30 protein-coding genes are annotated in these 24,284 nt (G+C 64.9%); 10 read left to right on the top strand and 20 right to left on the bottom strand.

Annotation, left to right across the window (positions count from 1 at the left end):
• Positions 1-32 precede the first annotated feature (32 nt).
• Positions 33-218, bottom strand: coding sequence for a hypothetical protein (locus FPZ24_RS10210; RefSeq protein ID WP_146571669.1), 186 nt, complete (start codon positions 216-218; stop codon positions 33-35).
• A 117-nt stretch (positions 219-335) separates the two neighbouring features.
• Between FPZ24_RS10210 and gcvA the strand changes: the two genes are divergently transcribed.
• The 3 genes from gcvA to FPZ24_RS10195 all read left to right on the top strand — a co-directional run bounded on the left by gcvA (position 336) and on the right by FPZ24_RS10195 (position 5,287).
• A complete protein-coding gene (gcvA, locus tag FPZ24_RS10205) occupies positions 336-1,232 on the top strand; it encodes a transcriptional regulator GcvA (RefSeq protein ID WP_146571666.1) in 897 nt (298 codons plus the stop codon).
• Positions 1,233-1,264: 32 nt separating this feature from the next.
• Positions 1,265-3,514, top strand: coding sequence for a DNA topoisomerase IV subunit A (gene parC, locus FPZ24_RS10200; protein ID WP_146571664.1), 2,250 nt, complete (start codon positions 1,265-1,267; stop codon positions 3,512-3,514).
• A gap of 81 nt (positions 3,515-3,595) precedes the next feature.
• A complete protein-coding gene (locus FPZ24_RS10195; protein ID WP_420853354.1) occupies positions 3,596-5,287 on the top strand; it encodes a putative bifunctional diguanylate cyclase/phosphodiesterase in 1,692 nt (563 codons plus the stop codon).
• Here the strand turns inward: FPZ24_RS10195 and FPZ24_RS10190 are convergent.
• Genes FPZ24_RS10190 through FPZ24_RS10175 form a run of 4 tightly spaced genes read right to left on the bottom strand, consistent with a single transcriptional unit; the run spans position 5,257 to position 8,140 of the window.
• Positions 5,257-6,462, bottom strand: a complete 1,206-nt coding sequence (locus FPZ24_RS10190) for a CCA tRNA nucleotidyltransferase (RefSeq protein ID WP_146571660.1) — start codon at positions 6,460-6,462, stop codon at positions 5,257-5,259. The genes FPZ24_RS10195 and FPZ24_RS10190 overlap by 31 nt on opposite strands.
• Entirely contained in the window at positions 6,450-7,040 is a 591-nt protein-coding gene (locus FPZ24_RS10185; RefSeq protein ID WP_146571658.1) for a CoA pyrophosphatase, read from the bottom strand. Before FPZ24_RS10185 ends, FPZ24_RS10190 begins: the two co-directional genes overlap by 13 nt.
• On the bottom strand, positions 7,037-7,603 hold the full coding sequence (locus tag FPZ24_RS10180; protein WP_146571656.1) for a DUF1285 domain-containing protein: 567 nt from the start codon (positions 7,601-7,603) through the stop codon (positions 7,037-7,039). The genes FPZ24_RS10185 and FPZ24_RS10180 overlap by 4 nt, the downstream gene beginning before the upstream one ends.
• A 24-nt stretch (positions 7,604-7,627) precedes the next feature.
• A complete protein-coding gene (locus FPZ24_RS10175) occupies positions 7,628-8,140 on the bottom strand; it encodes a GNAT family N-acetyltransferase (RefSeq protein ID WP_146571654.1) in 513 nt (170 codons plus the stop codon).
• 114 nt (positions 8,141-8,254) lie between these two features.
• Here FPZ24_RS10175 and FPZ24_RS10170 point away from each other — a divergent pair, with 114 nt between their 5' ends.
• A complete protein-coding gene (locus tag FPZ24_RS10170; protein WP_146571652.1) occupies positions 8,255-8,626 on the top strand; it encodes a dihydroneopterin aldolase in 372 nt (123 codons plus the stop codon).
• Here the strand turns inward: FPZ24_RS10170 and FPZ24_RS10165 are convergent.
• Entirely contained in the window at positions 8,623-9,711 is a 1,089-nt protein-coding gene (locus FPZ24_RS10165; protein ID WP_240047415.1) for a hypothetical protein, read from the bottom strand. The genes FPZ24_RS10170 and FPZ24_RS10165 overlap by 4 nt on opposite strands.
• Here FPZ24_RS10165 and FPZ24_RS10160 point away from each other — a divergent pair.
• The 4 genes from FPZ24_RS10160 to FPZ24_RS10145 all read left to right on the top strand — a co-directional run bounded on the left by FPZ24_RS10160 (position 9,674) and on the right by FPZ24_RS10145 (position 12,248).
• The gene (locus FPZ24_RS10160) at positions 9,674-10,342 is read left to right on the top strand and encodes an energy transducer TonB (RefSeq protein WP_146571650.1); all 669 of its coding nucleotides are present in this window, start codon (positions 9,674-9,676) and stop codon (positions 10,340-10,342) included. The two genes, FPZ24_RS10165 and FPZ24_RS10160, sit on opposite strands and share 38 nt — an antisense overlap.
• A gap of 73 nt (positions 10,343-10,415) precedes the next feature.
• Entirely contained in the window at positions 10,416-11,222 is an 807-nt protein-coding gene (locus FPZ24_RS10155) for a MotA/TolQ/ExbB proton channel family protein (protein WP_146571648.1), read from the top strand.
• 83 nt (positions 11,223-11,305) lie between these two features.
• Entirely contained in the window at positions 11,306-11,788 is a 483-nt protein-coding gene (locus tag FPZ24_RS10150; protein ID WP_146571646.1) for an ExbD/TolR family protein, read from the top strand.
• A 31-nt stretch (positions 11,789-11,819) separates the two neighbouring features.
• Positions 11,820-12,248, top strand: a complete 429-nt coding sequence (locus FPZ24_RS10145) for an ExbD/TolR family protein (RefSeq protein ID WP_146571644.1) — start codon at positions 11,820-11,822, stop codon at positions 12,246-12,248.
• Positions 12,249-12,421: 173 nt separating this feature from the next.
• Here FPZ24_RS10145 and dcd read toward each other — a convergent pair whose 3' ends face one another.
• Positions 12,422-12,976, bottom strand: coding sequence for a dCTP deaminase (gene dcd, locus FPZ24_RS10140; protein ID WP_146571642.1), 555 nt, complete (start codon positions 12,974-12,976; stop codon positions 12,422-12,424).
• A gap of 94 nt (positions 12,977-13,070) precedes the next feature.
• Between dcd and FPZ24_RS10135 the strand changes: the two genes are divergently transcribed.
• Positions 13,071-13,760 (top strand): hypothetical protein, encoded by a 690-nt coding sequence (locus tag FPZ24_RS10135; protein WP_146574357.1) that lies wholly within the window; start codon positions 13,071-13,073, stop codon positions 13,758-13,760.
• On the opposite strand, the gene FPZ24_RS10130 is transcribed toward FPZ24_RS10135, so the two are convergent.
• The 3 genes from FPZ24_RS10130 to FPZ24_RS10120 are packed head-to-tail and all read right to left on the bottom strand — an operon-like array spanning position 13,752 to position 15,343.
• Positions 13,752-14,186: a cytidine deaminase gene (locus tag FPZ24_RS10130; RefSeq protein WP_146571640.1), complete on the bottom strand. Its 435-nt coding sequence runs from the start codon at positions 14,184-14,186 to the stop codon at positions 13,752-13,754. The two genes, FPZ24_RS10135 and FPZ24_RS10130, sit on opposite strands and share 9 nt — an antisense overlap.
• Entirely contained in the window at positions 14,183-14,857 is a 675-nt protein-coding gene (locus FPZ24_RS10125; protein ID WP_146571638.1) for a GH25 family lysozyme, read from the bottom strand. Before FPZ24_RS10125 ends, FPZ24_RS10130 begins: the two co-directional genes overlap by 4 nt.
• A 3-nt stretch (positions 14,858-14,860) precedes the next feature.
• Entirely contained in the window at positions 14,861-15,343 is a 483-nt protein-coding gene (locus tag FPZ24_RS10120; protein WP_146571636.1) for a UPF0262 family protein, read from the bottom strand.
• Between the two features lie 74 nt (positions 15,344-15,417).
• Between FPZ24_RS10120 and FPZ24_RS10115 the strand changes: the two genes are divergently transcribed.
• Positions 15,418-16,926 carry a replicative DNA helicase gene (locus tag FPZ24_RS10115; RefSeq protein WP_146571634.1) on the top strand — a complete coding sequence of 503 codons (1,509 nt, stop codon included), beginning with the start codon at positions 15,418-15,420 and terminating at the stop codon, positions 16,924-16,926.
• A 3-nt stretch (positions 16,927-16,929) separates the two neighbouring features.
• On the opposite strand, the gene FPZ24_RS10110 is transcribed toward FPZ24_RS10115, so the two are convergent.
• The 10 genes from FPZ24_RS10110 to astD form a co-directional block, all read right to left on the bottom strand.
• Positions 16,930-17,688, bottom strand: a complete 759-nt coding sequence (locus FPZ24_RS10110; RefSeq protein ID WP_146571632.1) for a phosphoadenylyl-sulfate reductase — start codon at positions 17,686-17,688, stop codon at positions 16,930-16,932.
• Positions 17,681-18,127 carry a DUF934 domain-containing protein gene (locus FPZ24_RS10105; protein ID WP_146571630.1) on the bottom strand — a complete coding sequence of 149 codons (447 nt, stop codon included), beginning with the start codon at positions 18,125-18,127 and terminating at the stop codon, positions 17,681-17,683. Before FPZ24_RS10105 ends, FPZ24_RS10110 begins: the two co-directional genes overlap by 8 nt.
• A complete protein-coding gene (locus FPZ24_RS10100; protein WP_146571628.1) occupies positions 18,120-19,754 on the bottom strand; it encodes a nitrite/sulfite reductase in 1,635 nt (544 codons plus the stop codon). Before FPZ24_RS10100 ends, FPZ24_RS10105 begins: the two co-directional genes overlap by 8 nt.
• Positions 19,754-20,050, bottom strand: coding sequence for a DUF2849 domain-containing protein (locus FPZ24_RS10095; RefSeq protein ID WP_146571626.1), 297 nt, complete (start codon positions 20,048-20,050; stop codon positions 19,754-19,756). The genes FPZ24_RS10100 and FPZ24_RS10095 overlap by 1 nt, the downstream gene beginning before the upstream one ends.
• Positions 20,047-20,835, bottom strand: a complete 789-nt coding sequence (cobA, locus tag FPZ24_RS10090; protein ID WP_146571624.1) for a uroporphyrinogen-III C-methyltransferase — start codon at positions 20,833-20,835, stop codon at positions 20,047-20,049. The genes FPZ24_RS10095 and cobA overlap by 4 nt, the downstream gene beginning before the upstream one ends.
• 61 nt (positions 20,836-20,896) lie before the next feature.
• Positions 20,897-21,094, bottom strand: coding sequence for a hypothetical protein (locus tag FPZ24_RS10085; RefSeq protein ID WP_146571622.1), 198 nt, complete (start codon positions 21,092-21,094; stop codon positions 20,897-20,899).
• Positions 21,095-21,165: 71 nt separating this feature from the next.
• A complete protein-coding gene (locus tag FPZ24_RS10080) occupies positions 21,166-21,876 on the bottom strand; it encodes a Bax inhibitor-1/YccA family protein (protein WP_146571620.1) in 711 nt (236 codons plus the stop codon).
• A gap of 16 nt (positions 21,877-21,892) precedes the next feature.
• A complete protein-coding gene (locus FPZ24_RS10075; protein ID WP_240047414.1) occupies positions 21,893-22,102 on the bottom strand; it encodes an HP1242/YdcH family protein in 210 nt (69 codons plus the stop codon).
• A gap of 245 nt (positions 22,103-22,347) precedes the next feature.
• On the bottom strand, positions 22,348-22,851 hold the full coding sequence (locus tag FPZ24_RS10070; protein ID WP_186728728.1) for a hypothetical protein: 504 nt from the start codon (positions 22,849-22,851) through the stop codon (positions 22,348-22,350).
• Positions 22,851-24,272 carry a succinylglutamate-semialdehyde dehydrogenase gene (gene astD / locus FPZ24_RS10065; protein WP_146571614.1) on the bottom strand — a complete coding sequence of 474 codons (1,422 nt, stop codon included), beginning with the start codon at positions 24,270-24,272 and terminating at the stop codon, positions 22,851-22,853. Before astD ends, FPZ24_RS10070 begins: the two co-directional genes overlap by 1 nt.
• Positions 24,273-24,284 lie beyond the last annotated feature (12 nt).

Here is a 24,284-nt window from a genome sequence, read left to right as displayed (position 1 = left end):
GACCGCGAGGGAGCGACGATCGGCCCGCTAGATCAGCGCGGGGTGCCGATCTTCACGTGGCGCCAATGCCGGCGCCACGGCGCGTCGAACTGCTGGCGAGTCAGCGCGTCGAACGTGTCGCCGACGATGCGGGCAACGTTGCCGGCCAGCTTATCGATGCCGGCGCTGAGGTGATGGCGGTTGGCGGCCCAGTCGCCGCTCAGGAAATCGTCACGCATGGTCAATTCCTTCTTCGGTCAGAGGGGTGTCGCTAGCCATTGCGATATGCGCGAAGCCGCCGACGGGCGCCAACAAATCGTTGGACATGATCGACAAGTACCGCTTATCAATGACGCATGCGCCGTTTGCCGCCCCTCGCCGCCGTTCGCGTGTTCGAAGCCGCCGCGCGCCATGAGAACTTCACGAGCGCCGCCAGTGAACTGGGCATGACCCAGGCGGCGGTCAGTTATCAGATCAAGTTATTGGAAGAGCGGCTTGGCGCGCCGCTGTTTCGCCGCGAAAAGCGTCGCGTGGTGCTCACCGACGCCGGCCGCCGCGCCGCACCGCAGATTACCCGGGCGTTCGACGCGATCGATCAGGCGTTCGGTGCGATCCGCGCGGATGACGAGGGTGTGCTGACGGTGTCCACGTCGAATACCTTCGCCAATACGTGGCTCGCCTGGCGGCTCGGCAGCTTCCAGATGCACCATCCGGAGATGGCGGTGCGGCTGTCGACCAGCGACGCGCTCGCGGACTTCATCACCGATGACGTCGATATCGCGATCCGTGCCGGGCTCGGCGGGTGGGAAGGCGCGCACGAGGAGTTGCTCGTCCCGATCGATTTCACGCCGATGTGCTCGCCGGGATTCATGCGGCGGCACGGCCCGCTTAGTCCTGCCGATCTGCTGCATGTGCCTCAGATCAGTCCGCATGATCCCTGGTGGCCGTTCTGGCTGCGCGAGGCGGGCGTCGATATCCCGGAAGGCCCCCCGCGCCCCGGCGTCCGGCTCGATAGCCAGGCGCATGAAGGGCACGCCGCGATGGCCGGGCAGGGGGTGGCGATGCTGACACCCTTCTTTTGGCGGAACGATCTGGCCGAAGGGCGGCTTGTGCGGCCGTTCGATCAAGTCTCGACGCGCGGCTATGCCTATTGGCTGGTGTATCCCGAAGCGCGGCGCGGCATCGCCAAGATCAAGAGGTTCCGCGAGTGGCTGCTGGCGGAGCTCGCGCGCGATTTGCCAAGCCCGGTCTAGCCTGTTCGCACAAACCGCATTAACCGCGCGCCATGGCTTCCGACATCACCGACCTGCCCGACAATCCGCCAATCGGCGTGCTCGACGCGCCGTTCGATAGCGCGCTCAGCGAACGCTATCTCGTCTACGCGCTATCGACGATCACCGCGCGGTCGCTGCCGGATGTCCGCGATGGACTGAAGCCGGTGCATCGCCGCCTGCTATGGGCAATGCGATTGCTGCGGATGGATCCGGCGGCGGCGTACAAGAAGTCGGCGCGTGTCGTCGGCGACGTGATCGGCAAGTATCATCCGCATGGCGACCAGTCGGTCTATGACGCGATGGTCCGCCTCGCGCAGGATTTCTCGCTCCGCTACCCGCTCGTCGATGGGCAGGGGAACTTCGGCAACATCGATGGCGATAACGCTGCGGCTTATCGTTATACCGAAGCCAGGCTGACGCAGGTCGCGATCGACCTGATGGACGGGCTCGACGAGGACGCGGTCGGTTTTCGTCCCACCTACAATGGCGAGGAACAGGAACCGGAGCTGATGCCCGGGCTGTTCCCCAATCTGCTCGCCAACGGCGCGGCGGGAATCGCGGTCGGCATGGCGACCAGCATTCCGCCGCACAACGCCGCCGAACTGCTCGACGCCGCCATCGCGCTGATCGACAACGGCCAGGCCAACGTACTCGACTATGTGAAGGGGCCCGATTTCCCGACCGCGGGGATCGTCGTCGATAGCCCGGCTGCGATCGCCGAAGCTTATGCCACCGGGCGCGGGTCCTTCCGGGTGCGCGCGCGAATGGAGAAGGTCGTCGAGAAGGGCGGCGGCTGGCACATCGTCGTTTCCGAAATTCCGTACGGCGTCGCGAAGGGCAAGCTGATCGAGGGCATCGCCGACCTGATCAACGACAAGAAGCTGCCCATCTTGGGCGACGTGCGCGACGAATCCGCCGAAGACCTGCGCATCGTCATCGAACCGCGCAGCCGCACCGTCGATGCCGACGACCTGATGCACAGCCTCTATCGGCTGTCCGACCTCGAAACGCGCGTGCCGCTGAACCTCAACGTGCTCGACGCCATGCGCACGCCGCGCGTGATGAGCCTGAGCGAAGCGTTGCAGGCGTGGGTCGATCATCATTTCGTCGTGCTGCGTCGCCGCTCGCAGCATCGGCTCGACAAGATCGCCGACCGGCTGGAACTGCTCGGCGGTTATCTGATCGCGTTCCTCAACCTCGACCGCGTGATCGAGATCATCCGCACCGAGGACGAACCGAAGCCGGTGATGATGGCCGAGTTCGGGCTGACCGACCGCCAGGCGGAGGCGATCCTGAACATGCGGCTGCGCAGCTTGCGCCGGCTCGAGGAAATGGAGATCCGCAAGGAACGCGACGCGCTGGAGAAAGAGCAAGGCGAACTCGAACTGCTGCTATCGAGCGATGCGCGGCAACGCACGCGGTTGAAGCGCGACCTCGGCAAGATCCGCGATCGCTACGGCCCGGAAACGGCGCTCGGCCGTCGCCGCACGATGATCGAGGAAGCGGCGCCGGCGCGCGACATCCCGCTAGAGGCGATGATCGAGCGTGAGCCGATCACCGTCATCCTGTCGCAGCGCGGCTGGATCCGCGCGATGAAGGGCCATGTCGAACTCGCCAGCGCCGACGCGATGAAGTTTAAGGAAGGCGATGGTCCGCGTTTTGCCTTCCATGCGCAGACTACCGACAAGCTGCTGCTTGCGGCGGAGACCGGGCGATTCTACACGCTCGCCGCCGACAAGCTTCCCGGCGGGCGCGGGTTCGGCGAGCCGGTGCGGCTGATGATCGACCTCGACGGTGAGGTGCCGATCACGGCTCTGTTCCGCGCGAGCGAAGCCGAGCGGTTGCTGGTCGCGGCGAGCGATGGGCGCGGATTCGTCCTCAAGGCCGCGGACGCGATCGCCGAGACCCGCAAGGGCAAGGCGGTCGTCAACCCGCGGCCCGGCGCGAAGCTCAAACTGGTCAAGCCGATCGGCGTCGAGGACGATTACGTCGCGGCGATCGGCGACAACCGCAAGATGCTGGTGTTCCCGCTCGCGGAAGTCGCCGAACTTGCAAAAGGGCAGGGGGTGCAGTTGCAGCGCTATCGCGATGGCGGACTGGCCGATGCGATCACGTTCAAGTTCGCGGACGGCCTGAGCTGGGCGATGGGCGGCGAGAGCGGACGGACGCGGACCGAAACCGATCTGCAGCCATGGCGGACCGCGCGCGGCGCCGCAGGCCGCATGCCGCCCACCGGATTCCCGCGCGACAACAGGTTTTAAGTGGCTGATTTCGTGACAAGCTTCAGGCGGCTTTAACTAATCGAAGCTAGTCAGCGGGGAATGCCGCTCGGATTCTCCCGTGTGAAGACCATCCCACGTGTTTCCGCCGAGCCGGTGGAAGGCGCGCTGTTGCCGAGCCAAATTCCCGGGATCGCGGCATCGATCGAATTGATACCGGTGGCATTGGCGCTGGTCGGCCCCGGCGACGGGGGCGTCGAGATTACCGCAGCGAACGGCGCATTTCGCCAGGCCGGGCTGGGCAATGCCGAGGGGGAAGCACCCCTGATCCAGCACCTCGGAGATCGCCTGGCTCAGTTCCTGACCAGCGATCGCGACCGCGAAGAGTTTTCCTGGGAGTTCGGCAGCGCCGTCGATTGCCGCCACTTCCGCGTCATGCTCGCGCGCCGTACATCCAAATCGAGCCACTGTTTCGTCACGCTGACCGATCATACCGGCGAGTTACGCACCGAGCGCAACTTGCGCCGCGAGATGATGACCGACAGCCTTACCGGGTTGCCCAACCGCGCCGCGTTCAGCGAATTGCTGGAAGAGCGCATCGCCGCCGGCGACGGTGCTGCGCGTTACGCCGTGCTGATCGTCGATCTCGATCGGTTCAGCCGCGTTAACGCGTGCATGGGGTCGATGGCCGGCGACGAGCTGCTGATCACCGTCGCGCGCCGGTTGAAGGGCGCGTTGCGGGCGGTCGATGCGCTGGCCCGGACGGGCGGTGACGAATTCGGTATCCTGCTGACCCTCGAAGCCGATGCGGCGGAGGCCGATCATGTCGCCAGCCGGATCGAGGCGGCGCTCGCTACGCCGTTCCGGATGTCGGACTTCGAAATCCGCGTCGCATGCTCGATCGGCGTCGCGTTCGGCAGCGACGAGATCGACGACGCCGAGGATTTGATCCGTCACGCCCAGTTCGCGGTGAAGCGGTCGAAGACGTCGGGCCACGCCGAACATTATCAGATGCGCGCGCTGGACGCCGCCCGCGCCGCGTTCGGGATCGAGACCGAACTGCGCCGCGCGATCGAGCAAGGCGCGCTGCGGCTGACCTATCAACCGATCTGCGATCTCGCTTCGGGTCGGGTCGTTGCGTTCGAATCGCTGGCGCGCTGGACCAGCGAAAGCGGTCACGAGCACTCACCGAACGACTTCATTCCTGTCGCAGAGGAATCAGGCCTTATCGTGCCGCTCGGCCGCTGGGCGCTCGACGAAGCGGCGAAGACGTTGCGGGCATGGGACGTTCGCGCCGGTGGCGGCTGCGGCGTCAAGTTCGCGGTCAATCTGTCGGCGATCCAGTTGCATCGCGACGACATCGCGCCGGCGGTCGAAAGCGCGCTGATGGCGCATCGATTGGCCGGAAGCCGCTTCACGCTCGAACTCACCGAAAGCGCGCTGGTCGCCGATCCGCAGCGCGTCGCCGACACGATGCACGCCCTGAAACAACTCGGCACGACGCTGGCGATGGACGATTTCGGGACCGGCTATTCGAACCTGGCCTATCTGCAGAAACTGCCCATCGACGTGCTCAAGATCGATCGCAGCTTCGTCACCGGCATGCTCGCCGACCGCGACAAGATAGCGATCGTTCGCGCGATCCTGAGCCTGGCGCAGGCGCTGGGGCTGGATACGACCGCGGAGGGCATCGAGACCAACGAACTCTCGCAGACGCTGACCGCGCTGGGCTGCACGTTCGGTCAGGGGTACGTCTACGCCAAGCCGCTCGAAGCCGACGCCGCCTACGACTTCCTGATGTCGGCCAACAGCTGAGCGACTTCATCGTCGGCGATCGCCGCGACGCGATCGGCATCGGGAAAACCTTCGGCGATCCAGCGGTCTTCGATCTTGTGCAGCGTGCGCGCGACGTCAGGGCCGGCGGTCAGGCCCTTGGCGACCAATTGGCCGCCCGACATCGGAAAGGTCGGGACGGTCCAGGCATCTATCTCCGCCAGCATGCGATCGACTGCACCCTCCGTAAGATCGGCTAGCAGGATCTGGTCGTGCGCTCCGACAGCGCCAAGGCGGTAGCGCAGTTCCTTCGCGTTCGCTGTTTTTAGCGGCTCGGCGGCGGTCAGCATGCGCTTGCGATCGGCATTCGACAACTTGAGCCGCGCCCCGACGGATTCGACCGTGTTCGTCGGCACCAACGACACCAACCGCAGCAAGGCATTATACAGTCTTTGCGTACGTTCTTCGCGGCGCACCGTTCTGACAAAGCGATCCAGATTGCCGATTTCAGGCAGGACCGGCGCGAAAATTCCGCGCTCCAGCATCAGGGCAACGACCTCGGGCGCGCGCGGCGCGACGAGCAGGCGGAGCAGTTCGTTGGCGATTCGCTCACGCGACAAGGCCATCAGGTCGTTGGCGCGATCGGTGCAGGCTTTCAGTCCATCCGGATCGGGTTCGTCGCCAAACCGCGCGAGGAAGCGGAAGAAGCGCAGGATGCGGAGGTGGTCCTCCGCGATTCGAGTCAGCGGATCGCCGATGAAGCGCACGCGCCGTGCTTCCAGGTCGGCGATGCCGTCGAAATAGTCGAACACGTCGCCGCTTACCGGATCGGCGTACAGTGCATTGATCGTGAAATCGCGACGCGCGGCGTCTTCGCGCCAGTCGTCGGTGAAGGCCACGGTCGCGTGCCGCCCGTCGGTTTCGAGATCGCGGCGAAGCGTCGTGACTTCGTACACCGCGTCGCTGGCGACGGCCGTGATCGTCCCGTGCTTAATGCCGGTGGGGACGGCCTTGATCCTCGCGGCCTCGAGCAGATCGACGACCGCATCCGGCGCGTGCGTCGTCGCCAGATCGATATCGGCGGTGTCGATTCCGAGCAGCGTGTCCCGTACGGCCCCGCCGACGATCCGCGCATTGCCCGGCCCGAGCGCATCGACCACGCGCTTCAAACCGGGATGGTCGCGCCACGCGGCGGCGGGCAGGATCACGCCACCCATCGCAGCCGCCGCGACAGATTGACCATCATCGCCGCCGTCGCACCCCAGATGCGGCGGTCGCGCCAGTTGATCTCGTAATAGGTGCGCGTGCGGCCCTGCCACTCGGCGCTCGCCTGGACCTGATTCGCGGGATCGAGCACGAAGGATAACGGGACCTCGAACACGTCGGCGACCTCGGCCTCGTTGGGGTGATAGTCCAGGTCTGGCGCGATCACGCCGATCACGGGCGTCACCGCATAGCCGGTGACGGTGAGATACAGGTCGGCCGCTCCGACCACTTCGACCGCGTCGCGGGGCAGGGCGATTTCTTCCTCGGCTTCGCGCAGCGCCGCGGCGGTGGCGTCCGCGTCTTCGGGATCGATCCGTCCGCCGGGGAAGGCGACCTGCCCGGCATGGCGGCGCATCGTGTCGGTGCGCTGCGTCAGGATGACCCCTGGCTCAGGCCGGTCGGTGATCGCGACGAGCACCGCCGCCGGCGCCGCTCCGTGGCTGAACGTTTCGGCGTTGTCGCCCGGCAACAGGACCGGCGCATGATCGTCCGCCATCAGTGCGGCGCGCAGCCGCTCCGCCAGCGTCATACCGCCGGTTCCAGCGGAAAGAACGCGCCGTCGCTCCACACGCCGGCGGGATCGTCGTCGCCGGACAAGGCTCGTTCGGCGATGTCGTAATAGACGCTCCGCACGACCAGCGCCTCAAGTCCGCCCCGCACATGGAGATAGGGGCGGGGGCCGTCGTCGGCCTGGACGAACCGCAACGGATGATCCGCGCCGGCGGTAACGAGATCGCCGGTATTGAGCCGAAACGCCAGCTTGGCGTCGCTACCATCGCCTTCCGTCTTCATCTCGACCGCGACGAACGGCGCGTCCTCCACCGCGATGTCGAGCTTTTCGACCGGCGTCACCAGCACGTAACCGCCGTCGGGCTCGCGGCGCAGGATGGTCGAGAACAGCCGCACCATTTCCTGCCGGCCGATCGGCGAGCCCATGTGGAACCACGTGCCGTCGCGCGCGATCCGCATGTCGCTGTCGCCGCAATGTGTCGGGTGCCATTTATCGACCGGCGGCAAGCGCTTCTCGCTCGCCAACCGCGCGATATCGGCGAGCGACAGGCTGGCGAGATCGGGCGGCGGCTCCATCGGCATGCCGAACCGCTAGGCTAGCGGGCGTTACGCCGCAACCGCGACGCGTGGACCGACCGTCCCGGCGATCGCAGGAACATCGCGGCCGCGCGCGAGCAGACGATGGCGTTCGACCGGGCCCGGCAAGCGCCAGCCGCCCGTCGCGTCAGCGCTGAAACCCCAGAAGCGGCTATAATAGTCCGGGTCGCCGACCAGCATCATTGCGCTGTCGAGATCGAGTTCGACCGCGGCGTCCAACGCCTGGTGCATCAACTCCTTGCCCAGCCCGCCACCCTGCCGCGATGGCTCGACGGCGACCGGACCGACCAGAACGAGAGCATGGGTGGCGCCGTAATCGCCAATGATCTGCACCGGCCAGCACTGGATCGTCCCGATCAATGCGCCGTTCTCGATCGCAGCGAAGCTCAGTTCCGCGACCGGCGCCACCCCTTCGCGAAGGCGATACGCCGTCTTCGAATGCCGGTCTCGCCCGAACGCGCGGTCCAGCAACGCCTCGACGGCGGCGGGATCGACGGTTGCGATCGGCACGAACTCCAGCACTTCGGTCTCCTCTGTCCAGGCGGGATACCCGGGGCGGGCGCGTTTAACGCCATGACGCCTGAACGCAAGGAGAAGGCTTGATCGCGAGCAGCGGGACGGGCAGGGGCGCGGGCGATGACCGACCGCCTGCAACTCCATGTCCGCGACCTCGAAGTGATGGTGCTGACCGGAATATATTCCGAAGAAACGCATCTGCCCCAGCCGCTCAAGATGTCGGTGACGGTCGATCTCGACCTGCCGGGCCGATTCGGCCCCGATTCGCCGCTGACCGAATCGAAGAACTATCTCGATCTGAAGCACGCCGCGACGACCGCGCTACCGGCCGGCGTGCATTTCAAGCTGGTCGAGGCAGTCGCCGAGCACATCTGCGAAACGTTGTTCCTGCAGGACAAGCGAGTCGCGCGGGTCGAGGTGGAGATCATCAAGCTGGCGATCGCCGAAGCCGGCGAATCGATCGGCATCACCTTGGTGCGCAACCGCCGCTAGCCGCGGCAGGCGCCCAAGCCGTTCTGCACAAACCGATAATCGTCACGCACCGCTGCCGCATCACCCGAATCGAGACCGGCCAGGACGTCGGCGGGCAATTCGGCGGGCAGGCCGCAAGCCAGGCGGTACCACAGAAAAGTGTCGCGCTGCGGCGGGGGCAGGGCATCATCGACCACTTCGCTGAGCGACACCGTCCAGGTGGGCGGTTGGTCCTGCTTGCGCATGATCGACAGCGAGATCGGATGACCGTTGGTCTTGAGGAAAATCTGGGTTTCGCCCTCGCCGGGCAGCGTCCCCGCCGCGTGGAAAGCATTGGCGATTCCCGTGATCGCGGGCGGCGAATCGGCGGCGGTGAAGTCGCTCGCGATTCGGCGCGTCGTCGCTTCGGTCGCGGGGCTCCAGATCAATTGCGCGTTGCTGGAAATCAGTTGGACCTGATCCGCGGCACTGGCCACCGGTCGGGCGAACAGCAGGACGCGCTGCTTCTTCAATTTGGGCGGGCTGCCGCGCAAATCCAGCTTGGCATCATAGAGATAGCCAATTCTAGGCGGTACGGCGCCAGGGCCGCGGATCAAGGCGACGACATCGACCGTCACATACAACCGGACGTAGCCGGCCGGGACGTTTCCTGCCTCCGGTCCCTTGATTTTTACTACGTCGCGAACGGTTCCGTCGATCACCATCGGCGCCCCGATCGCGAGATCGGCAAGGTTCGCATAGCGATACACGGGCGGCGGCACGGCTGTGGTGGCAGGGGCCGCAACGGCCATATCGGACAGCCCCGTCGCCAGGGCGAGCAGCGCAAAGATTCGCATCACGGGAACACTCGACATGCCGAAAGGGTTAGGCGAAGAGATCGTCTCGAAACAGAAATAATTATTCGTCAATGCGTTTGTTCGTTTGTTGCGTCCGACAAAGCGTTTGCGTCGTTCCGTACGTGGCGATAGGACTCGCGTTCTGCCCGATCCGGCGCTAGCCGACGGGTGCGCCGCATTTATCGTTAACGGCCGCACATCGTGGGTCGGGATGAGGGAGTTGGGTTTCTGAATGGCATATGCTGATCGTGATACTACCGGCAGCCGCATCACAGCGATCATCGTCTGTTCGCTGATCGTTGCGTTGTTCGGCTACGCGTTCGTGACCGGCCTGGCGTCGAGCATCGCCAAGAAGGTTACGGAAAAACTGAATACATTCGACGTTGCGCCGCCGCCGCCGCCGCCGCCGCCTGACAAGCCGCCGCCGCCGCCGCCCGACCAGCCGAATCTGCCGCCGCCGCCCACCGCGCCGCCGGTGTTCAACACGCCGGTCCCCGCGCCGGTGACGTTCCCGCCGCAGCCGCCGCAGCCGCCGACGTTGGCGCCGCCGCAGCCGCCGGCACCGCCGCAGCCGCCCGCGCCGCCGGCTCCGCCGCGCGTCGCGACGCCGGTGAAGCCAAAGGGATCGATCGGTAATTGGTTCCCGCAGGATTCGTATCCGGCGGCTGCCAAGCGCGCCGGTGCGCAGGGTCGTGTGTCGATCCGTATCGTCATCGGTACGAACGGGCGCGTGACGAACTGTCAGGTGACGGCATCGAGCGGAAACTCCGATCTCGACGATACGACCTGCCGGCTCGCTCTGCGTAACGGACGGTTTGACCCGGCGAAGGACGCCGCTGGCAATCCGATCGAATCGACCTACCCGATTCCCGGCATTCGTTGGGAACTGAAAGACGAGTGAGCCATCGCCGGGCGCGGGCCATCCGCGTCCGGCACATTACTGAATTGAAGACGATCTAAAGAGGAAGCATCGAATGAGCATCTCCATCCTTAATGCAGGCGCCGCGGGAGGCGCCGCCGAACAGTTCGGTCTGTTCAACGCCCTTCAGCAGGGTGCGCCGATTTCGTACATCGTGGCCGGCACGCTGACGATCATGCTGTTCTTCTCGCTCTACATCATGTTCACCAAGCTGTTCGAACAGCAGAAGATCATGAACCAGGCGAAGCGCGTCCGCGCCGGCTTCTGGAATTCGAACTCGCTGCGCGAAGGTGCCGCGAAGCTCGAGAAGAACACCGCCTACAAGCAGCTCGTCGACGACGGCCTCTCGGCGCAGGAACAGCATAGCCGCCTGACCGATCCGGTCGAAGCGCACGACTGGCTGCACGGTTCGCTGCGTCGTTCGGAAGACACGATCAATTCGCAGCTGGGCGGCGGTCTCGCCTTCCTCGCGACCGTCGGCGCGACCGCGCCGTTCATCGGTCTGTTCGGTACGGTTATCGGTATTTACCGCGCGCTGATCAAGATCGCGTCGGAAGGCCAGGCGTCGATCGACAAGGTCGCCGGCCCGGTCGGCGAGGCGCTGATCATGACCGCGTTTGGTCTGGTCGTCGCCGTCCCCGCGGTGCTTGCCTACAACTGGCTGCAGCGCCGCAACAAGTCGATCGCCGAAGACCTCAACGCCTTCTCGAACGACGTGCTCGGTTACCTCGCTTCGAACGGCGCGGTGCGTCCGACCACGGCGGCGCGCGCCAAGGCGGCCGCTCCGGCCACCACGGCGGCGAAGCCGGCGACCACCACTGCCGGCCAGACCGGCGGCGTGCCCGTCAAGCCGGGTTCGTGATGATCGGCGGGAGGGGTTTCTCCTCCCGCCCACACCCCTCGCCGATATGGCGGGGGGACATGAATTAAGGATAGGAAAGCTAAATGGCGTTCAGTTCCGGAGGTGGCTCCGACGACACTCCGATGTCGGACATTAACACCACGCCGTTGGTGGACGTGATGTTGGTGATGCTCATCATCTTCCTCATCGCTGTTCCCGTTATCGTGCAGAACATTAAGCTGAAGCTGCCCGACGTGAAGTACGATCCGACAACGACCAAGCCGGAGAACGTCTCGCTCTCGATCGTCGAGGACGACAAGGGCGCCTGCGCGGTCTATTGGGGCATGACTCGGATGGGCCACCAGGAGCTGTTCGACCGGGCCAGCAAGAAGATGAAGGCCGATATCGAACGGCTGCAGGCGGCCGGGCCGATCGACCCCGAGCAGATTCCCGAGGTGCACATTCGCGGCGACGTCAACGTGCCTTACAAGTGCGTCGGCGGTGCGATCTACACGATGCAGAGCGCGGGCTTCATCAAGGTCGGCTTCATTTCGCAGCCGCCGCCCAAGAGCCAGTCGGCTTCCTGACCGCCCCCGCGACATTACGGAGTTTTGAATCATGGCAATGAGTGGCGGCAGGGATGATGGCCAGCCGATGATGGATCTGAACATGACGCCGATGATCGACGTCCTGTTGGTGCTCCTCATCCTGTTCATCATGAGCATTCCAGCCCAGACACACGCGGTGAAGGTCGACCTGCCGGTCCAGTCCAAGTCGGCACCGCCGCCGGTCGAACCGCAGAAGAACAAGATCATCATCTACGCCGATGATCGGATGACCTGGAACGGCGCGGAAATCGCCAATGAAGATCAACTTGCGCAGTACCTCGAAGCGACCAAGCAGATCGTCCCCGAGCCCGAGCTTCACTTCCAGCCGTCGCCCGACGCGCGGTACGAGAAGGTCGATAAGGTGCTTGCCGTGATCAAACGGTCGGGCATCACCAAGCTTGGCTTCATCGGCAACGAATATTACGCCAACGAATTCTGACGCTTCCTCGTCGGATAGAGAGGGCGGCCGCGCGAGCGGTCGCCCTTTTTCGTTGGTTGAAACGATGTGTGGCGCTGAGGCGAATTCGCGTTGCCAGGCTTCACCGTCGCAAGGCTGGCCGCGATCAGGTCTGCGAGACGCGGATCAACGAGCGCTAATCTTCCGATCCGATCCTACAAACGCGGCAGCGTGACTCCCCGCTGGCCCATATATTTGCCGGCGCGGTCGGCATAGCTCGTCTCGCACGGTTCGTTCCCTTGGAGGAACAGGAACTGGCACGCGCCTTCGTTGGCGTAGATTTTCGCCGGGAGCGGGGTCGTGTTCGAGAATTCCAGCGTGACATGCCCCTCCCACTCGGGCTCGAGCGGCGTCACGTTCACGATGATCCCGCACCGCGCATAGGTCGATTTGCCGAGGCAGATCACCAGCACGTCGCGGGGTACGCGGAAATATTCGACTGTCCGCGCCAGCGCGAAGCTGTTGGGCGGGATGATGCAGCAATCGGTCTTGCGGTCGACGAAGCTGGTCGAGGAAAAATCCTTCGGGTCCACCACCGCGCTGTCGATGTTGGTGAATATCTTGAATTCGTCGGCCACGCGCGCGTCGTAACCGTAGGACGACAACCCGTAACTGATGCACCCTTCGCGCCGCTGCGCCTCGACGAACGGCTCGATCATGCCGCGCTCAAGCGCCTGCTCGCGGATCCAGCGGTCGGACAAGATCGACATTCACCACTCCCTGTTGCGTCCAAGCTTTCGCGGGAATGCATCGACGGAGCAAGACCCGCGTTGATGCGGCTGTGGATGGATCGGGAGAATGAGCATGCGGATCGACGGGGCGCGGGCGATGGGTGGCTATGCCGCAGTGATGACGCTGGCGACGATATGGCTGGCGCTGGGTGGCGTCGCACCCGCTACGGCGAGGTTCGATACGATCGACGTCCAGCGGATCAACGTGCGCGAACCCGACGGCACGCTACGTCTAGCGATTTCCAATCACGCGCGCATCCCCGGCCTGATCTATGGCGGCAGGGAATATCCCAATCCCAACCGCACCGACGCCGGGATGATCTTCTACAACGATCAGGGTGACGAGAATGGCGGGCTGGTGTTCGACGGCGGACTGAAGAACGGCAAGCCGACCAATGGCGGCAGCCTGACCTTCGATCGCTGGCGTCAGGATCAGACGTTGCAACTCGTTAGTACGGAGGACGGCGCGGACCGCCGTGTCGGCATGGTCGTCAACGATCGCCCCGACACCCCGCTCGATTTCGACGCGATGGATCGTTGGCGCGCGATGAAACCCGGACCGGAGCGCGACGCGCTGACCGCAAAGGCCGGGTTCGGCAATGCCCGCCGCGCATGGCTGGGCCGGACCGAAGACGGCACGGTGGCACTCGTCTTGAGCGATCCGCAGGGACGGCCGCGGCTGACGCTGGGTGTCGGGAAGGACGGCGAGCCTAGCGTCGAACTGCGCGACGCCGCCGGTAAGGTTACGCGGACGCTACGCTAAGCCGAGATTGGCAGGCCCGAAGGCGTAGGGAAGGAGATCGCTCAGCCGATATTGCTCGGTCGGTCCGCCGGTAAGCCCCGAACAATAGACGGCAAGATCGCGCTTGCCGCGCTGCGCCGCCTCGTTGAGCACCTGGCGGCACCTGCCGCAGGGAAGGATGGGCTCGATGCCGTCCTTGCCCGTCATGCCGCCGACGATTCCGACCGCGACGATGTCGGCAAGCCTCCCCGCCGCGCTTGCGGTCGCCGTCGCGACGGTCTCGGCGCAGAGCGATAGGCCGTAGCTCGCATTCTCGAAATTCGCACCGCCCATGATCGTCCCGTCGCTCATCAGCAGCGCCGCGCCGACCGAGAAGCCCGAATAGGGCGCATAGGCATTGGCTGCCGCCTCGCGCGCCGCCGCGATCAGTTGTTCGCCCTCACTCATTTCGCCACCACATCCCAATTGATCGGGCCGTTCACGCCGTCGATCCGACGCATATCGTTCGCGCGCCACATCCGCCATGGCCGTGCGGCATAATCGGGCGGGAAGAAATTCTGCGCGCTCCAGATCGGGCGATCGAGCGCTTCGGTCACGCGATACTGCGCCTCGAACGCGCGGCTGACCAGTAGGATCACCGGCCGCTCGCTGCGGCCTTCGACCATCACGATGAACAGGCGCAATTCCTCGATCACTACGTCGCGCGCCGGCCGCGTATCGCAGCCGGTACCGAAATCGATTGCGAGCGCCGGCGGCAGTGCGTCGTCGGCCTTGGGCACGGTCGTGTTGAAGTTGTTGGCCTGGTCGGCGGCAAGGCGGCACAGCGACCAGATGTGAATCGCGCCACGCCGCAATTCGGCGGCAGCGGCAGCGTGCCAGTTCTCCTCGAACCGTGCGTCGCGATCGCTGCCGCTCGTCGCGACGACATAGCCGAAATCCGCGCCTGCCGCCTTGACCGCATTCCAGTCGATCGCGCCGTTCGCCGCCGATACGTCGATGCCCTGGAACTGATAATTGGCGACGGTCGGCCGCCAGCTCTGCGCCAGTAGATACGTCGCCAGTGCGAAGGCGACCGCTATGACGACCAGCCCGCCCCACAACCAGACCCGCCGCGCCACCCGTCAGCCCCGGATGTGGAGCACGCAGATCAGCGTGAACAGCCGTCGCGCAGTGTTGAAATCGACCTCGATCTTTCCGCCCAGCCGTTCCTTGAGAAGCTCGGCCGCGTCGTTGTGGATGCCGCGCCGCGCCATATCGACCGTTTCGATCTGGGCGGGGCTCGCGTGGCGGATCGCGTCGTAATAGCTGTCGCAGATTGCGAAATAGTCCTTGATCGGCCGCCGCAGCGTGCCGAGCGACAGGATCAGCGTCTCCAGCTGCGACCCGTCCTCGCGCGACAGATCGAGCACCAGCCGCCCCTCTTCGACCCCGAGGTTGAGCAAATACGGCCCGGCATAATCGTCGGGATAATCGCGCTGCGGCTGGAAACTGTTGTCTTCGATCAGGTCGTAGATCGCGATGCGGCGTTCCTGCTCGACATCGGCGTTGCGCCACATGATCGTGCGCTCGTCGAGCTTGATCTCCTTGATGCGATGGTCGGCCACGGTTCGGCGCTTATCCCCATCCAATTGGATTATCCACAGTTGAGCGGATCGGCGAGGGGCGTAGAAGCGGGATCATGGCGACCGCGATTCATTCCCTGACGACGACCGAACCCCCCGTACTGCCCCAAAACGTGGAGGCGGAGGCGGCGTTGCTGGGCGCGATGATGATCGACAATCGCATTGCCGACGATACTGACAAGCTGACGGCGGACCATTTCTTCGAACCGCTGCACGGCCGAATCTTCGCCGCGATCAAGAGTTTGCGTGAGCACGACATGACCGCGACGCCGGTCACGTTGCGGCCGATGTTCGAGGCCGATCCGGCGATGAAGGAACTGGGCGGGCCGGGCTATCTGGCACGGCTGACCGGGTCGGGCGCGGGATTGATCGGCGCGCGGCAGTTCGCGCAGCAGATTTACGACCTCGCGATGCTGCGGACGCTTATTCAGGTCGGCCGCGACCTGGTCGACAAGGCGATGGACACCTCGAAGGAGGTCAATCCGCGCGGTCAGATCGAGGCCGCCGAGGAGGAGTTATTCAAGGTCGCGGCCGATGGGGGCAGCGAAACGTCGATAAAGACCTTCGCGCAGGCCAGCACCGCAGCGATCCAGATGGCCGATCGCGCGCTCAATTCGGGCGGCGGCGTGTCGGGCGTCACCACCGGACTATCCTCGGTCAACGCCAAGATGGGCGGCTTCCACCGTTCCGACCTGATCATCCTCGCTGGGCGCCCGGGCATGGGCAAGACCTCGCTCGCCACCAACATCGCGTTCAACGCGGCGCAGCGATACATGCAGGACGATATGGACGGCATCGATCCGAAGCAGCGGATCGGGGCCAAGGTCGCGTTCTTCAGCCTGGAAATGTCGGCCGATCAGCTGGCGACCCGCGTGCTGGCCGAACAGTCGCGGATTTCGAGCCAGGACCTGCGCATGGGCAAGATCAGCCAGTCGGAGATGGATCGGCTGGTGGTCACGTCGGGCGAACTACAAAACCTGCCCTTCGTGATCGACGACACCGCAGGCCTAACGATCGGCCAGCTCCACACCCGCATGCGGCGGCTGCAGCGACGACTTGGCGCCGACGGGATCGGCATGGTCGTGGTCGATTATCTCCAGTTGCTGGCCGGCAGCGGTTCGCGCGCGAGCGACAATCGCGTGCAGGAGATTTCGGAGATCAGCCGCGGACTCAAGACCTTGGCCAAGGATCTGAACGTCCCGGTGCTCGCGCTGTCGCAGCTCAGCCGTCAAGTCGAAAGCCGCGAGGACAAGCGTCCGCAGTTGAGCGACCTTCGCGAATCGGGGTCGATCGAGCAGGACGCCGACGTCGTGCTGTTCGTCTATCGCGAGGACTATTACGTCGCGGCCAAGGAGCCCAAGCGCCCGGTCGAAGGCGACGATGCCAAGGTGTTCGAGGACCACTCCAAATGGGCCGAGGAAATGAACCGCGTCTACGGCCTCGCAGAACTCATCGTCGCGAAGCAGCGCCATGGATCTACGGGCAAGGTGATCCTGAAATTCGAGCCGGAATACACGTTGTTCAGCGACTATGCCGGCGAATATTCGAGCCCTAGCTACGAATAGTGCTTAGAAGAACGGCTCTTCGCCCGGTTTTTCCGGCACGTGGATGCCGCATTCGGTCTTGTCCCAACCGCGCCAGCGACCTGCGCGCGGGTCTTCGCCGGGCTGTACTTTGGACGTGCAAGGTTGGCAGCCGATCGACGCGTAGCCATCCGCCTCGAGCGGATGACGGGGCAAATCGTGTTCGGCGAAATAGGCGTCGAGATCGGCCTTCATCCAGTCGCCGAGCGGGTTGACCTTCAGCCGCCCGTCCTCGACTTCGAACCGCGCGATGTTCTGACGGGTCTGCGACTGGAATGCCTTGCGGCCTGAAATCCAGCTGTCGAGCCCGGCCTTGGCGCGCTTGAGCGGCTCGACCTTGCGGATTTCGCAGCAGCCGTCGGGATCGTAGGACCAGCGCAATTGCTGGGCATCCTTGGCCGCAAGGACAACGGGGTCAGGGGTGATGGTGCGGCTGTCACTCAGCCCGAATATTGCCAGCAGCGTGTCCCGATAGGTCAGCGTCTCGGGAAACATCCGCAGCGTGTCGACGAACACCACCGGCGTCGCGGAGTTAGCGCGCGCGACGAGGTGGAGCAGCACCGCGCTTTCTGTGCCGAACGACGACACGACCGCCGTGTTGCCGAGAATGCCCTCGGCGAACAACGCCTTGAGCATGGTCAACGTATCGACTCCCGCGAACCGCGCGCTCAGGCGGTCGGCGTCGGCCTGGGTAAAGGCCGGCGTGGTGTCGATGACGTCGATCTTGCGCGCGGCACTAGCCATGCCGCAATTTCCACACCGGAACCGTGTGGTCGGCGGCGGTCTGGTAGCGATAGTCGTAGCGGTTCAGGCTGGCCTCCAGCACCGCGAGATCAATCGGCTTGTCGGGTGCGAACCCGTCGAAGCCGCAACGGCGCATATGGTCGATCTGGTCGACCAGCACGTCGCCGGTCGCACGCAACTCGCCCTCGTACCCCGCTTCGCGCAGGATCTGCGCCGACGAATAGCCGCGGCCGTCGCGGAAGCGCGGGAAATCGATTTCGATCAACGCGATATGCTCGAGATGCGGAAGCAGACGCCGTGCGTCCTCGCCGGCTTCGAGCCGAACCGCCGATGAATTGGCCTGGTCGAGGAACGCGTCGAGCGTGACGGCAGGCGCGTCGGCCGGCTCGTCGTCGCGGAAACGCAGATCGGCGGGGACCGCGATGCGAGCGTCACCCATAGATCGCCTCCTTGAACGGCTCGAACCCGACGCGGCGATAGGTGTCGAGGAAGCGTTCGCCCTCCTCGCGCACCGCGAGATATTTGTCGGTCACACGCTCGACCGCATCGACCACGCCGTCCTCGCTGAAACCGGGGCCGGTGATCTTGCCGAGGCTGGCATCCTCCGCGCCAGAACCGCCGAGCAGCAGCTGGTAGTTTTCGGTGCCTTTCTTATCGACGCCCAAAATGCCGATATGCCCGGCATGATGGTGGCCGCACGCGTTGATGCAGCCCGAAATCTTGAGCTTGAGTTCGCCCAGTTCGCGCTGGCGGCCGAGATCGGCGAAGCGCGTCGCGATCTTCTGCGCGACCGGGATCGAGCGCGCATTGGCCAAGCTGCAATAATCGAGCCCTGGACACGCGATGATGTCGCTGATCAGGTCGAGATTGGCGGTCGCAAGACCGTTCTCGTCGAGTATTTGCCATAGCGTATAGAGATCGGCCTTGCGGACATGCGGCAGGACGATGTTCTGCGCGTGGGTGACGCGCAGTTCGTCGAAGCTGTACTTCTCGCCGAGGTCGGCTATCAGCTCGATTTGCCCGGCGGTTGCGTCACCGGGGATACCGCCGACCGGCTTCAGGCTGATATTGACGATCGCATAGCCCGGCGCCTTGTGCGCCTTGACGTTCTGATCGACCCAGAGTGCGAAATCGGGATCGGTGCGGTCGATCTCGTCGGTCAGGCCTGTTTCGAACGGCGGCGGTTCGAAGAACGCGGCGATACGGTCGAACTCCTCGCGCGGCACGTTCGAACCATTAGCGAGAATATGCTGCCACTCAGCCTCGACCTGGCGGGTAAATTCCTCCTGGCCGAGTTCATGGACCAGGATCTTGATCCGTTGCTTGTGGATATTGTCGCGGCGCCCGTTGCGGTTCCACACGCGCAACGCGGCCTCGATGTACGAGAACAGATCGTCGGCGGGGAGGAACGGGCGGATCAACGGCGCGACGAACGGCGTGCGGCCCATGCCGCCACCGATATAGACTTCGAAACCGAGTTTGCCGGCGTCGTTCTTCACCAGCTTCAGCCCGATATCGTGCAGCCGGATCGCCGCGCGATCCTCGTCGGCCGCCGTCACTGCGATCTTGAACTTGCGCGGCAAGTAGCTGAATTCGGGATGGAACGTTGTCGCCTGTCGGATCAGCTCAGCCCAAGGGCGTGGATCGCATACTTCGTCCGCCGCGGCGCCAGCATATTGGTCCGACGACAGGTTGCGGATCGACTCTCCGCTGGTCTGGATCGCGTGCATCTCGACGCTGGCGAGGTCGGCCAGGATGTCGCCCGCTTCTTCCAGCTTGATCCAGTTGTACTGCAGGTTCTGCCGCGTCGTGAAATGGCCGTAGCCGCGATCGTACTTACGCGCGATGTGCCCGAGCATCCGCATCTGGCGACTGTCGAGCGTTCCGTACGGGATCGCCACGCGCAGCATGTACGCGTGTAGCTGGAGGTAGAGCCCGTTCTTGAGCCGTAGCGGCTTGAACTGGTCGTCGGTCAGCTGCCCGGCAAGGCGACGGCGCGCCTGGTCGCGAAACTCCTCGACGCGCGCATCGACGATCGCCTGGTCGTATTTGTCGTAGCGGTACATCAGATCACCCAATTGCCGGCGTTGGGATCGCTCGGTTTGAGCGTCAAATCGGGCCGCACCGTCGGGCCGAGCGCGCGGATACGGTCCTTGATGTGCGCGGGGCGCGGACCCTTGGGCGTCTCGGTCGCGTCGATGATCGTGCCGCCGTTGACACGGCACGCGCCGTCCTCGGCATGTAGGATCGCTTCGCCCTTGTCGCCGACATCGACGGCGTCCTCGACATGGCGCGACCAGCCGGAGCCGGTCCACCAGATCACATCGCCCGTGGGGAGGTCGTTGCCGGTCAGAATTTTCATGCCGCCGCCTCCGCCATCTTCGCCCAGCGTGCGAGCTTGTCCTCGGCGTCGCTGAGTTCGACAACCTCACCGACGACGATGATCGCCGGGCTGGCGACCTTTTCGCGCTCGACCATCGGGCCGAGATCGGCGAGCAGCGACTTGATCGCGCGGCTGCCGTCGAGCGTCCCGCGCTCGAGCACGGCGACCGGCATGTCGGGCGCGACGCCGTCGGCCATCAACTTGTCCGCAATATCGGCCGCGGTCGCGACGCCCATATAGATGACCAAGGTGCGGCCTTTGCCGGCGAGACCCGACCAATCCTGATCGGCGAGCCCCTTGCACTGACCGGCGACGAAGCTGACCGCCGACGAATGATCGCGATGGGTCAGGGGCAGCATCGCCTCCGCCGCGCAGCCGAGCGCCGCCGATACGCCGGGAATCACCTCGACCGGTAAGCCTGCCGCGCGTACCGCCTCGACCTCTTCGCCGCCGCGCCCGAAGATGAAAGGGTCGCCGCCCTTCAGTCGAACGACGATCGATCCGGTGCGGACGTGCGCCACGATCAGCGCGTTGATGCCTTCCTGCGGCACCGTATGCTTCGACCGCGACTTGGCGACCGAGATGCGATGCGCATCTGGCGGGGCGATGTCGAGCACACGCGGATCGATCAGCCCGTCATGGACGACGACATCGGCGCTCTTCAGCGCGTCAACGGCACGGATGGTGAGCAGGCCGGGGTCGCCGGGACCGGCGCCGACCAGGATGACGCGCCCTCGCGCCTGCGGATCGAGAATGCTTGCCATGATGCGGTGCGAAATGATCCCGCGTGCCGCCGGCGGCAACCGATGGATGCTTGTGCGTGGCCTAGCGAAACTTTCCCGGGTCGTTCGCCGCCGCGGTCAATTCGCGCGCGCGGCGGGCGAGGCGGATCGCTTCGTCGATCAGGTCGGCGGCGAACGCCGGGTCCTTCTTGCCGATCGCGATGTCGAGACAATTGCCGGCTTCGATATGAAGGCGGACGGCACGGGGCGGGGCGGTGATGGCGTCGAATTTGGTTTTCATGGTCTTCACGACCCGTGGAATGCCGCAACGCGCCCGGAGTTCCGGGGCGTTGCGACAGACCGTTTGGATCGTCACTCCTCGCGCTGGCCCATCAGGCCAAGCAGCAGCTGGAACATGTTGATCAGGTTCAGATACAGCGACAGCGCGCCCATGATCGCCATCTTGTCGAGCGCCTGATGTCCGCGATATTCGACGAATTCGCTCTTGAGACGCTGCGTGTCCCAGGCGGTCAGGCCCGCGAACACGACGACGCCGACAATCGACACCAGCATCTGCAGCATCGACGAGCCGAGGAAGAGGTTGACCAGGCTCACGCCGATCACCGCGATTAGCCCGACCATCAAGAACGAGCCGAGCCCAGTCAGGTCGCGCTTGGTGGTGTAGCCCCACAGGCTCAGCCCCGCGAACATCGCGGCCGCGGTGAAGAAGGCACTGGCGATGCTCGTCCCGGTATAGACCAGGAAGATGCTGGCCATCGACACGCCCATCACCGCCGCGAACGCGAAGAACGCGGTGCGCGCGCCGGCGGTCGTCATCCGGTCGATGCGGAAGCTGAAGAACATCACGAACGCCAGCGGCGCGAAGATCGCGACCCATTTGAGGGGCGTGCCAAAGATCAAGGCCGACAGCGGCGGCGTCGCCGCGACGGCGAGCGCGACCAGGCCGGTCAACGCGAGGCCGAGCCCCATGTTGCGGTAGATGCCGAGCATGTACGCCCGCAGATCGGTGTCGAACGCCTCGCTGGCCTGGGTCAGTCGCGAGAAGGGGGAAATGGTATTCATGTGTCTGGCTCCAAGGTCAGGCGATCGCCGGGCGACGACCGAGCGCGAGGCGCGCCACGCGTCGCATCTCGGCGGCGTCGGGAATGTGCCGGAACAGGCGATCCTTGATCGCTAGGCGGCGTTTTTTGAGGTCGCGCACGCGCAACGCGTCGGGCGCGATGCGCGCCAGTTCGCGGCGGATCTCGCGGTTGATGAGCTGGTGGGCGGCGATCAGCCGCTCGATCAAATTGGACATACAAGCCACTCCATCGATGGTTTATCGATCGAGGTTGCTTCGGTGGGGAGTTGGGGCGCCGGGAAATATGGCAACCGAACCTGCACCGAGTTCACCTCGATGCGGTCCGACATCACGTGGGCTTGTTCAGCCCTCGCCAGAGGGGCCCGGTCCGCAGATACTAAACTAGGGTAATTCTCGATGGTTGCAAGGGGTGGGCGCGCGGCGCGCTTCAGCAATCATTTGTCGCAAACGGACTAGAGCGCCGCCCCTGCATTGACCGCAACGGCGGCCGGCTCTCGGTCCAGCCACATAATCAGGGGTTCGTTGAAGAAGGGCTGGCAGCCGAGCGTTTCAGCCGAGACGATCAGCGTGTCCTTGTTCCATCCGACGGCGATCGATGGCGCTTTTCCAGGAAAAACGGCGCGCACCAGATAGGGTTTACGCTCCACACGGTCGTTCGGATCGCGTCCGAACGGCGTGTAAACCGCGGGAGGTTGCCCGAGATTCTCGACCGTCGCCAAGAAACCGGCCATCGCCTTCGCCTGGGTTATATCGAGCGCGACGGCGGATTTCCGTGTCAGCATCGCTATGGCGTCGGCGCGACGCTTGGGCTTGACCGAATAAATCAGACTGCCGGGAACGACCGTTTCGGGCCTGGGGCCGAATTTTGTCGTCCAGGACGCATAGGTCGGCGCATTGCAGCGATATTGGGCGATCGGCATCGGCTGCGCGAACGCGACCGCCAGCGCGACCAGCATCATTCGGGTTCGTACTCGCGCAGCCCGATCCCGATCGACGCCCGTGCCGCATCGGCCTCGTTCGACACGACCGGATAGGCGCAATAATCGGCGGCGTAGTACGCGCTGGGGCGGTGATTGCCCGACCAACCGATCCCACCGAACGGTGCGCCGGAACTGGCGCCGTTGGTCGGCTTGTTCCAGTTGACGATCCCGGCGCGGGCATTGGCCCAGAAGCGGTTGTAGAGATCGGGCGTCTGGGTGATCAGGCTGGCCGACAGGCCGTAGCGCGTGTTGTTCGCCTCGATCATCGCGGCGTCGAAATTATCGGCGCGGATGACTTGCAGGATCGGACCGAACAGTTCGAGGTCGGGGCGATCGTCGAGCGCGGTGACGTCGAGAATGCCCGGCGTCAGGAACGGCAGATCGGGTTGCGGGCGCTGGAGGTGGCGGATCGGCTTCGCGCCGCGCAGCACCAGGTCGAGGAAGCTTTCGCCGAGCATGTCGGCGGCTTCGTTATCGATCACCGGCCCCATGAACGGCGCAGGATTGTCGTGCGGGGCACCGACGATCAGGCGATCGACGATCTTGCCGAGTTCGCCCATCAGCGGCTCGTACAGCGCATCGTCGACGATCAGCCGCCGCGCGGCGGTGCACCGCTGCCCGGCGCTGGTGAACGCCGATTGCACGACGATAATCGCTGCAGCGTAGAGGTCGGGCGTGTCCCAGACGATGATCGGGTTGTTGCCGCCCATTTCGAGCGCGAGGATCTTTTCGGGGCTTTCGGCGAATTGGCGGTTGAGCGCGATGCCGGTGCGTGCCGAGCCAGTGAACAGCAACCCGTCGATATCGGCATGCGACGCCAGCGCCTTGCCTTCGGCCGGCCCGCCGATCAGTACGCGCGCGCAGCCTTCCGGCACGCCGGCCTCGCGCAGGCAATCGATCAGGAACGCGCCAGAAGCCGGGGTCTTCTCCGACGGTTTGAACACCACGGCATTGCCCGCGATCAGCGCCGGGACGATGTGGCCGTTGGGCAGATGCGCGGGAAAGTTATACGGCCCGAGCACCGCGAGCACGCCGTGCGGTTTGTGGCGCAGCGCCATGCGGCTGCCCATGGGGGATTCCATCCGCCGCTGGCCGGTGCGTTCGGAATAGGCCGATACCGAAATATCGACCTTGGCGACGACCGATTCGACTTCGGTCTTCGCTTCCCACAGCGGCTTGCCGGTTTCGCGCGCAATCAGGTCGGCGAAGGCCTCCGCGTGCTTGCGGACGACATTGGCGTAGCGGCGCAGCGTTTCGATGCGAAACGTGACGGGTTTGGCCGCCCATTCCGCCCAGCTGGCCCGCGCGATCGCGACTTCGGTGTCGGCGTCGCCGACCGCGCCGCGCCACAACTCGGCCCCGGTCGCTGGTTCGTGGGAGATGAGTTCGGCGGGCATCCGTTGCACGTC

Origin of the sequence: Sphingomonas panacisoli (genome assembly GCF_007859635.1) — a bacterium.
In the GTDB taxonomy this organism is placed as follows: Bacteria; Pseudomonadota; Alphaproteobacteria; order Sphingomonadales; family Sphingomonadaceae; genus Sphingomonas; species Sphingomonas panacisoli.
The sequence above is the reverse complement of the archived record's forward strand: the minus strand, read 5'-3'. Positions and strand labels throughout refer to the sequence as shown.